Here is an 8,673-nt window from a genome sequence, read left to right as displayed (position 1 = left end):
CCCATAGCTGATACAGCAATATCTCCGCCATATTGAGCCAAGCCTTGGTTCATGAAAATCACTAAAACGCTGGCTGCCAATTGCATTGCAAAAGGAGCTAATCCAATAGCAACTATTGATTTTAAAATATCAAATCTGATTCTCAGATTTGGCTTCCTTATCTTCAACAAGCTATTGCCGAAGAAAAAATAATACAATACCCATGATGCAGAAATAATCAATGACAAAATTGTTGCAAGGGCTGCTCCTTCTATACCCCATCCAAATGCAAATATGAATATTGGATCCAGTATAGTATTGATAACTGCACCTATAAGCATGGTCAGCATTGCCGTTTTTGGGTTTCCTTCACCTCTAATGAAGTTATTCATACCCATTCCAATCATCTGGAATATAACTCCAAAAAGTATGATCCTGAAGTAACCTTTAGCATAAGGCATTACATCTTGGCTGGCTCCAAAAAGTTTTAGTAAAGGTTCCATGAATACTAGCCCCAGTATTGTCAAAACTGCACCAATAGCTATCATGGTGACAAAAGCATTGCCTAATATTAGTTCTGCATCTTCTTTTCTCTTCTGTCCAAGCCTTATAGATATGAGGGAATTGGCTCCTATACCAATCAGCATGGAGAAAGCCATTCCTATAACTATCAGTGGAAAGCCAATTCTTACTCCAGCTATTCCCAATGGTCCTACACCCTGACCTATGAATACCATATCAACAAAATTATATAGTGCATTCACCAACATACCCACTATGGCAGGTATGGAAAACTTCAGTAACAGCTTTGGTATTTCCTTTTCTCCTAATAATTTTTCTCTCTCTACTACTTGCATGTTATTACCCCTGTCTCTTTAATATTTTTTAGAACTTCTTTAACAAACTCAATGCTTTCTATCATTTTTAAAATATCTTGCGAGTCCGCCTTTTCAAAAATCCTTTCAAATTCCTTTTGAAAACTGGACATCAGCTTTGAAATATACTCTTCCCCCTGGGAAGTTAGGAAAATCCATTGCTTCCTTCTATCTTCAGAATCTCCCTCTCTTTTAACAAAACCATACTCCACTAAGGAATCAATAAGAGTTGTCAGGCTTCCTTTTTGCATGTCTATTGCTTTTCCCAGGGAAGACGGTATTATTCTACCCTTTTTTTTAATAATAAAAAGAGCCTTTTGCTGACTTTTGTTTAAATTAGGCTCTATACCATAATCCTTATGATATATGCATCCTATAGTCTGATGATATAGAGGCATGAATTCAAACAAAGAATTAAAAAGCTCCTTCAACATAGTTTTTTCCATAATTGCCTCCATAAAAAATTACTACATTGTGTAGAAAAGTATACTTTTCTACACAATAAAAATAGTTAGAATTCTTACTATTAGAATTCTAACTATTTTTATACTTTTTGTCAATACTATTCTTTATACTATTTTTCAAGAACCTTTACCAGCAATTCTATAGAACTCTCTACATCCTTTACCGATACCATCTCTGATGGAGAGTGAACATAGCGGCATGGTACCGATATAACTCCAGATGGCACTCCGGATTTTGTCAGATGGATTGCACCTGAGTCTGTACCTCCAGCATCCAATATCTCAAGCTGGTAGGGAATATTGTTTTCCTTAGCTGTTTCTATCATCAATTTTTTAACAGTCGGATGTGCTAATACACTTCTGTCTTTAATCTTTATAGCAGTACCTTTGCCCATTTTTACATCCATAGTTTTAGCTTTTGGAGTATCTCCTGTCATGGTAACATCTATTGCTATTCCCATATCAGGGTCTACACCGTAGGCAGCAGTTTTAGCTCCTCTTAATCCTACTTCCTCCTGTACTGTAAATACGAAGTGGACTTCATTTGGGCAGTCTTTCAAAGCCTTTAATGCTTCAATTGCAACATAGCAGCCAATTCTGTCATCGAGAGCCTTGGACATGATATAGTCCCCATCCTGGATAAAAGGTGCATAGAAGCAAGCCACATCTCCTACATTTACCCTCTTCACAGCTTCTTCTTTTGAATTTGCGCCAATATCTATGAACATTTTACTAAGAGCCAGGTCTTTCATCTCATCCAGCTTTTCCATGCCAACAACACCCATGGTGCCATCAGCAAACATTACCCTTTGATATAGTGCAGTAAATGGTGATACTCCACCTATATTTGTGAAGCGAAGAAAACCGTTTTCGTCAATATTGGTAACCATAATTCCTATTTCGTCCATGTGGCTGGCTACCATTATCTTTTTACCATTGCCCTTCTTTATTGCAATAAGATTACCCAGCGCATCCACTTTTATCTCATCTGCATAGTCTTTTATTTCTTCTCTGATTACTTCTCTTATGGTTTCTTCGTTACCAGATGGGCCAAAGGTTTCTAATAATTTTTTCAATAAATCTTTATTAATCACGGATGTATTCCCCCTCTTTTATATCTTCCAGGAATAGTTTTATTACTTTCTTAAGTCCCTCAAAATCGTCTTTGCTCATTACGCAAGAAGGTGAGTGAATATATCTGCAAGGCACAGAAATTGCTGCACAGGGTATTCCTTCTCTTGTGGTATGTATTGCACCTGCGTCGTTTCCTCCTGATGAAGGCAATCTGTATTGAATATCCACTCCATTTTTCACAGCCAAGTCAAATATCCTTTTAGCCAAGTTCTTCGGGAATAAGGTTCTGGAATCCATAAGGGATATGGCAGGACCGTCTCCCATCTTTGTTATATAGGACTGCTCAGGTACATTTGACACATCTGAGCATAAAGTTCCTTCAAGAACCAATGCAATATCAGGATTGATGTTATATGCAGCGACGGTTGCGCCTCTCAATCCAATTTCCTCCTGGACTGTAAAAGCAGCCACTATAGTAACATCATAGTTATGCTTTAAGGTCTCTATCAATGCTGCACATCCGGCTCTGTCGTCCAAAGCTTTTGCTTTTATTAGATTGTTTCCGAACTCCACATATTCACTGTCAAAGGCTACATAATCTCCCAACTTCACCAGCTTCTCCGTATCTTCTTTTGACTTGGCACCGATGTCTATATACAGCTGTTTTGTTTTTAGAGGAGTTTCTCTTTCATCCTTCTCCTGCAAATGTATTGCTTTGGCACCTATTACTCCTTGTATCTTATTCTTGCCCACCAATACAGGTTTGGATACCAATATTCTTTCATCCAATCCTCCTGCCTGAGCAAACTTGATAAATCCTCCATCGTCTATGGATTTCACCATGAGACCTACTTCATCCATGTGAGCAGCAATCATAACCTTTGGATATCCGGGCTTCCCATTTTTAGTTGCTATTACATTGCCTAGTCTATCAATCTTTATATCGTCAACATATGGTTTTATTTCTTCTATAATTATTTCTCTTACTTCGCCTTCGCCGCCGGGCATGCCGCAAGCATCAGTTAATCTTTTTAATAGCATAGCATTCCCTCCAAATCCTCGCCATTTAAGCTGACTATGAAATATGCCAAGAGCTTTCCGGCGTTTTTAATATCATTAATTTGGACAGTTTCTACGGAAGTATGCATATACCTTAGAGGTATGGATATTAAACCTGTGGAAACACCGCCTCTGGTAATTTGCATCCCCCAGGCATCTGTGCCAGTAGCTCCAGGATATATATCCTGCTGATAGGGTATGTTATATTCCTTGGCTACCTTCACCAGTCTTTCATAAACTTTGGGGTGGATGTTAGCACCAAAACCGATGCAAGGTCCTTTACCCAAATCAGAAGTTTCATCCTTTGGCAGCTCTGGAGTTGACCCAAAACCTACATCTATAGCAATTCCTATATGGGGAGATATCTCAAATGTAGCAGGAATTGCTCCTCTGTATCCAACTTCCTCCTGAACTGTAGCAACAGCGTAGACATCACAATCATGATGCATATTTTTTAATTCTTTCAGGCATTCATACATGACTGCTACTCCAGCTCTGTCATCCAAAGCCTTGCCGGCTACCATATCATTCTGTAAGTTCATCAATTTGCGCCTTATTGTAATTGGGTCTCCTATTGAAATGTACTTTTCAACATCTTCCTTTGAAAGTCCTACATCTATCAGCATGTCTTCCATCTTTACAGCTTTCTTTCTTTCACTGGCTTCAAGAATATGGGGTGGCTTGCTGCCTATAACTCCAAACAAGTCCTTTTTACCATGTATGATTACTTCCTGAGTCAGCAAGGTTCTTTGATCTACTCCCCCTACATTTGTAAATTGAATAAATCCCTTGTCGTCAATCTTCTTCACCATCAGGCCAATTTCATCCATATGAGCCGCCAGCATAATCCTCTTCGGACTCTGAGCCTTTCCTTTTTTTATTGCTGATAAGCTGCCCATCTTATCAATTTTTATTTCATCTGAATAGGGTAGAAAGTATTTTTCCACGACTTTTGCTGCTTCATGTTCGAATCCTGTAACGCCATGGGCTTCTACCAGTTCTTTAAGCAAATCCCTTAGCAAAACATCTCCCTCTTTCTTTATGTAATATCGTAATAAAACCCCACATATTTAATGTTAATATAATTTGATGACAATAGCAAAAGCAAATTGCAAAAAATTTTAAAATTATTCTATTATATAATCCTTGAAAAATTTCCTCACACTCTCAACAAAGTTATCCCCTGCTCCCCAATCAAAATTAAATATCAGTCCCTGAGAGCTTCCAGAGGCTATAGCAGTCACAGATGTTATATCATGAAAATTATCTATTATCACCGTCAAAGCTGCTCTATTTTCTGACCTGAAGTAGTATTTCTCGAAGACCATGATGGCAATATATTTTCCTTCTCCCGGACTCTTCAGTTCATCATATACCAATTCTGCGCTGTCAAAATCTTGAAGCATATTATATGCTTCTCTAGGAGTCAAGTTAATATTGAAATCCAATTGAGCCATTTATTTTCCCTCCATCTTATTAGTTATCTGTCTACATATATAAATTTATTCTACAGCTTTACTCCTATTCCTTTTTATTTGCCTATTTACTGTTCACACACCTATTATGCTGCTGCATATTATGATTATATATTAGTTTTTTGAAGGAGTGAATTTATATTTATGGCAACTGCTTCAGCTGTTATCCGAGGAGGCCCTTTAGCACCTTCATTAACAGGTATAGTATTCTTTACAGATGTTCAGGGGGGAGTCCAGGTATGTATATCTGTAAGAGGACTGCCCAATTTTAAGCCTGCTACGGGAAATCAGGCCCCTATCGGTCCCCACGGTTTTCATATACACCAGTTCGGCAATTGTGAGGTTGGAGATCCTAATGATCCCTTCAAAGCAGCGGGTGAGCATTGGAATCCTGATAATCAGCCACATGGAAACCACGCGGGAGATTTTCCAGTTCTATTCTCAAATGGAGGAAGAGCTTTGATGTGCTTTTTCACCAATAGATTCAGGGTAAGAGATATCATAGGAAAAGCTGTAATTATACATCAGAACCCGGATGATTATCGGAGCCAGCCAGCAGGAAATGCAGGAAAAAGATTGGCATGTGGGGTTATACAACCTGTTAGGTGAAAATTGAGCAGGAGGAAAATTAAATAAGTTCTCCTCCTGCTCAAACCAACATATATGATCTTTTATTTTACACTACTTATATTCCACAAAGCCTATTTAAAAATCTAATGATTCTTCAGTTATAGGAATTAACAGCCTCTTCACATTTTGCTATTCTTTCTTGTAATATACTATCAGCCTTTTCGTAATCTTCTATGCTGACAGCTAAATTTACTTTCATTGTTTCCTTACCTGCCAACCGCTTGCTTATTTTCCCATTCTTTATAAATATATGCAGCTTTTTATACCCTTTATTTCCTTTATAGAAATGTTCTCCCCATTCATAACAACTGATCTTATTCCAATTATACAATGATGATCTGCCCAAAAATATTACCCTATCACAAATACCCTTTTTACCAAAATAATCATAGGCATAGGTACAAGTTATAATTATCCAAAAAATAAACAACATTAGATAAAAAAGACCTGAATCGGTGAACCGTTCAACAGTTATTGACTCATGCAACATTCCTTTTTCTACAAAACCTTCTCTTATTTCCTCTAAAAGCCTATAATTGAATATTTGATACCATTTATCCAAATACTGAGGATAAAGCACAGATACTAATCTATTTAATCGCTTATAAAAAATCCACAAGTATAATAAAGCAACAATTGAAGCACCTATTAAACTAAAAATTAATAATGCTCTGCTTTCACATTTTACATATACAAGCATTTCTCCTGCCCTTGACCTTTTGTTGATCGTTGTTAAAATATCAATTGATGTCATAATCAAAAAAACTATAAATACTAAAAGAAAATATCTCACAAAACTCCCCCTTTTATCTGGCAAAAGCCAGTAGATTGCCATCCAAATCCATGCAATAACAAATGTAGCCTCCCCAAGGGGTTGATTTTCCTTCAATTATTCCTATACCCCCTGCTTTGATAGCCCTATTGTAATATTCATCCGGTTCATCTACAGGCAGGTATATCTGACATTTTGGAGTTTCGCCGGCTTCCCAATGGTTTATTGTCTTTATATTCATCATATTTTTTACTCCCTCACTAGGCATAATGCCTAACAGCATATTGTCATCCAGTTTGAATTCTGTAACTCCCGGTACATCCATGAATGGTTCCATGCCCAGAACTTCCTTATAAAAATCTCTGGATTTCTCCTGGTTTTTTACAAAGATTACGATCATCATTGATTGGTTATTGCTTACAGGCATGACATCACTTCCCCCACAGCAAAATTTCATATTCTATAGATTATTCCATCACAGAAGACCATTTCAATCCTGTTCTCTGCCACATATAGCTGAAACTCCATATCTTTTTTGGCATAAACTATATAGGGCAGTATAACATTTCCATGAAAATTGCCTGATATTACTTTTAGTATAGTCTCATGACTGTGGTTTCTCCCACCTAAATCAGCCAGATCTGCTCCCAGTACTACGCCTTCTCCAAACCCCATTATATCTGTGCTAAAAACCGGGTATCCTGCCACCTTTGCAAAAATAGGCTTAATACTGTAAATTCTTTCATCTTTTCTCTGATCAATAAGATATGGCGACTCATTTTTTGGTATTAGTTTATCATCTATCAGCTCTCCAATATAATCTACATTATCACTAATAAAAAGCATGCCATTATATACTTCCGCCTTTTTCATATCATAAAGAATGTATCCTTTTATGCGGTCTTCATGTAATCCATCTAGTTCTAAATATTCTTTTAGCTTTTTACCGGAATAATTCCTGAAAAATAGATACTTCAAAAAATCTGCATATGGCAGCTGCTGAAATCTCTGATTTTCCTCGGACATGCGAAGATTCTCAATCTCTTCTCTTAATCTGTCCTCATCTACTTTCCCGAAAATACCCTTTACTTTCAATACTCCAGCCATATGCTTTTTCATTTTATCTTCATTAAAACTTATATCATCAGCAGTCAGATCAGTGATGGCTACCATATATACATTATACTCATCCAAATATCTGTCACATATAATTCCTAAATGGTTTCCCTGATTATCATAAATATCTAGTGGCATAATATGACACCTCCTAAACTTTCATTACTTCTTCTGCTGCCTTCTCCACTACTTTAGACCTCTGGACAATTATCACTCCTGCCAGCACCATTATTGTTGAAATAATCATCTTTAATGTCACAGGCTCCCTAAGGATCAGCCAGCCGAGAATCATGGCTACTATTGGGTTTATGTAGGCATAGGTTCCCGCTTTAGAAATAGGCCATACACTTATGAGATAAATATAGGATGTATAGCCTATCAGAGATCCAAATATTATAAGGTATATCAAAGCCCATACTCCCGAAGCTTCGGGATGCAGCCTTGACATCTCTCCCGTCACTATACCCATAAAGGTCTGAGCTAATCCACCGGCCAACATCTGTATACCGATATGGATTATGATAGAACCTCCAACAGTTGTTCTCTTTGAGTGTATTGAACCACAAGCCCAGGCAAGAGCAGCGAGAATCACAATCATAATTCCTACAGTATCTGTATCGAAACCTTCTCCGCTTAAAGACAATATTCCTACTCCGGCAAAGCCAATGATCATTCCAACCCAGCCAAATAAGCTTATCCTGCTTCCTCCATGAATGAATTGCTCAATTATGGCCATAAATATTGGTACTGTAGCTACAAGAAGTGCTGCTGTACTTGAATTTATCCTCATTTCCGCAATTAAAATGAGGCTGTTGCTTAATCCCAGCATAAGCAGACCTGCTATGGAAATTTGCATATAATCCTTTTTATCCTTTGGAAACTCCAGTTTCTTTATGTAACCATATAACAGAATTAAGGAGCCTGCTGTAAGAAATCTAAAACCCCCGAAAAGAAATGGAGGAAAGCTATGCACTCCTATTCTGATTGCAATATATGTAGAACCCCAAAGAATGCACACCAATATATATGCCAACAATCCTTTATTCTTGCTTTCCATTGCTTATCCTCCAATTCTAGTAGTCATCTTCTACAGGGGTAACTACAGGCTTACCATTCTCATCCAATAAAACAGTGAGTCCTCCTGCATTGCCTTCAAAAGCCAATAGGTAGTTGACCCCCGTTTCTCTATCTTGAATTATCCTGAAACCTGTCATCATACCCTGCTTATA

General features: G+C 37.5%; 12 protein-coding genes. 1 reads left to right on the top strand and 11 read right to left on the bottom strand.

Annotated elements, in window-relative coordinates; translation table 11 throughout:
• The 6 genes from ACESM9_RS08835 to ACESM9_RS08810 all read right to left on the bottom strand — a co-directional run.
• Positions 1-836 (bottom strand): MATE family efflux transporter (locus ACESM9_RS08835; RefSeq protein ID WP_372997377.1); only part of this gene is annotated, 836 nt, incomplete at its 3' end.
• Entirely contained in the window at positions 827-1,300 is a 474-nt protein-coding gene (locus ACESM9_RS08830; protein ID WP_372997375.1) for a MarR family winged helix-turn-helix transcriptional regulator, read from the bottom strand. The genes ACESM9_RS08830 and ACESM9_RS08835, both read right to left, overlap by 10 nt.
• Positions 1,301-1,428: 128 nt before the next feature.
• Positions 1,429-2,412: a M42 family metallopeptidase gene (locus tag ACESM9_RS08825; RefSeq protein ID WP_372997373.1), complete on the bottom strand. Its 984-nt coding sequence runs from the start codon at positions 2,410-2,412 to the stop codon at positions 1,429-1,431.
• Positions 2,405-3,433 (bottom strand): M42 family metallopeptidase, encoded by a 1,029-nt coding sequence (locus ACESM9_RS08820; RefSeq protein ID WP_372997371.1) that lies wholly within the window; start codon positions 3,431-3,433, stop codon positions 2,405-2,407. Before ACESM9_RS08820 ends, ACESM9_RS08825 begins: the two co-directional genes overlap by 8 nt.
• Positions 3,424-4,473 carry a M42 family metallopeptidase gene (locus ACESM9_RS08815; protein WP_372997369.1) on the bottom strand — a complete coding sequence of 350 codons (1,050 nt, stop codon included), beginning with the start codon at positions 4,471-4,473 and terminating at the stop codon, positions 3,424-3,426. Before ACESM9_RS08815 ends, ACESM9_RS08820 begins: the two co-directional genes overlap by 10 nt.
• Positions 4,474-4,578: 105 nt before the next feature.
• On the bottom strand, positions 4,579-4,908 hold the full coding sequence (locus tag ACESM9_RS08810) for a DUF6054 family protein (RefSeq protein WP_372997367.1): 330 nt from the start codon (positions 4,906-4,908) through the stop codon (positions 4,579-4,581).
• A gap of 162 nt (positions 4,909-5,070) precedes the next feature.
• Between ACESM9_RS08810 and ACESM9_RS08805 the strand changes: the two genes are divergently transcribed.
• Positions 5,071-5,535, top strand: coding sequence for a superoxide dismutase family protein (locus ACESM9_RS08805; RefSeq protein ID WP_372997365.1), 465 nt, complete (start codon positions 5,071-5,073; stop codon positions 5,533-5,535).
• A 115-nt stretch (positions 5,536-5,650) separates the two neighbouring features.
• On the opposite strand, the gene ACESM9_RS08800 is transcribed toward ACESM9_RS08805, so the two are convergent.
• The 5 genes from ACESM9_RS08800 to ACESM9_RS08780 are packed head-to-tail and all read right to left on the bottom strand — an operon-like array spanning position 5,651 to position 8,661.
• On the bottom strand, positions 5,651-6,349 hold the full coding sequence (locus tag ACESM9_RS08800) for a hypothetical protein (RefSeq protein WP_372997363.1): 699 nt from the start codon (positions 6,347-6,349) through the stop codon (positions 5,651-5,653).
• Positions 6,350-6,362: 13 nt separating this feature from the next.
• Positions 6,363-6,755 (bottom strand): VOC family protein, encoded by a 393-nt coding sequence (locus ACESM9_RS08795; RefSeq protein WP_372997361.1) that lies wholly within the window; start codon positions 6,753-6,755, stop codon positions 6,363-6,365.
• 26 nt (positions 6,756-6,781) lie between these two features.
• Positions 6,782-7,582, bottom strand: a complete 801-nt coding sequence (locus ACESM9_RS08790) for a hypothetical protein (RefSeq protein ID WP_372997359.1) — start codon at positions 7,580-7,582, stop codon at positions 6,782-6,784.
• Between the two features lie 13 nt (positions 7,583-7,595).
• Positions 7,596-8,501 (bottom strand): EamA family transporter, encoded by a 906-nt coding sequence (locus ACESM9_RS08785; RefSeq protein ID WP_372997357.1) that lies wholly within the window; start codon positions 8,499-8,501, stop codon positions 7,596-7,598.
• Positions 8,502-8,517: 16 nt separating this feature from the next.
• Positions 8,518-8,661, bottom strand: coding sequence for a DUF6440 family protein (locus ACESM9_RS08780; protein WP_372997379.1), 144 nt, complete (start codon positions 8,659-8,661; stop codon positions 8,518-8,520).
• Between the last annotated feature and the right edge of the window lie 12 nt (positions 8,662-8,673).

This window comes from Lutispora sp. (genome assembly GCF_041687175.1).
Taxonomy (GTDB): domain Bacteria; phylum Bacillota; class Clostridia; order Lutisporales; family Lutisporaceae; genus Lutispora.
The sequence above is the reverse complement of the archived record's forward strand: the minus strand, read 5'-3'. Positions and strand labels throughout refer to the sequence as shown.

Bases quoted from the DNA above. Each gene is read 5' to 3' on its own strand.
- ACESM9_RS08790 (WP_372997359.1), bottom strand. From the start codon at position 7,582: ATGCCACTAGATATTTATGATAATCAGGGAAACCATTTAGGAATTATA.
- ACESM9_RS08805 (WP_372997365.1), top strand. From the start codon at position 5,071: ATGGCAACTGCTTCAGCTGTTATCCGAGGAGGCCCTTTAGCACCTTCA.
- ACESM9_RS08785 (WP_372997357.1), bottom strand. From the start codon at position 8,501: ATGGAAAGCAAGAATAAAGGATTGTTGGCATATATATTGGTGTGCATT.
- ACESM9_RS08820 (WP_372997371.1), bottom strand. From the start codon at position 3,433: ATGCTATTAAAAAGATTAACTGATGCTTGCGGCATGCCCGGCGGCGAA.
- ACESM9_RS08795 (WP_372997361.1), bottom strand. From the start codon at position 6,755: ATGCCTGTAAGCAATAACCAATCAATGATGATCGTAATCTTTGTAAAA.
- ACESM9_RS08780 (WP_372997379.1), bottom strand. From the start codon at position 8,661: ATGATGACAGGTTTCAGGATAATTCAAGATAGAGAAACGGGGGTCAAC.
- ACESM9_RS08830 (WP_372997375.1), bottom strand. From the start codon at position 1,300: ATGGAAAAAACTATGTTGAAGGAGCTTTTTAATTCTTTGTTTGAATTC.
- ACESM9_RS08810 (WP_372997367.1), bottom strand. From the start codon at position 4,908: ATGGCTCAATTGGATTTCAATATTAACTTGACTCCTAGAGAAGCATAT.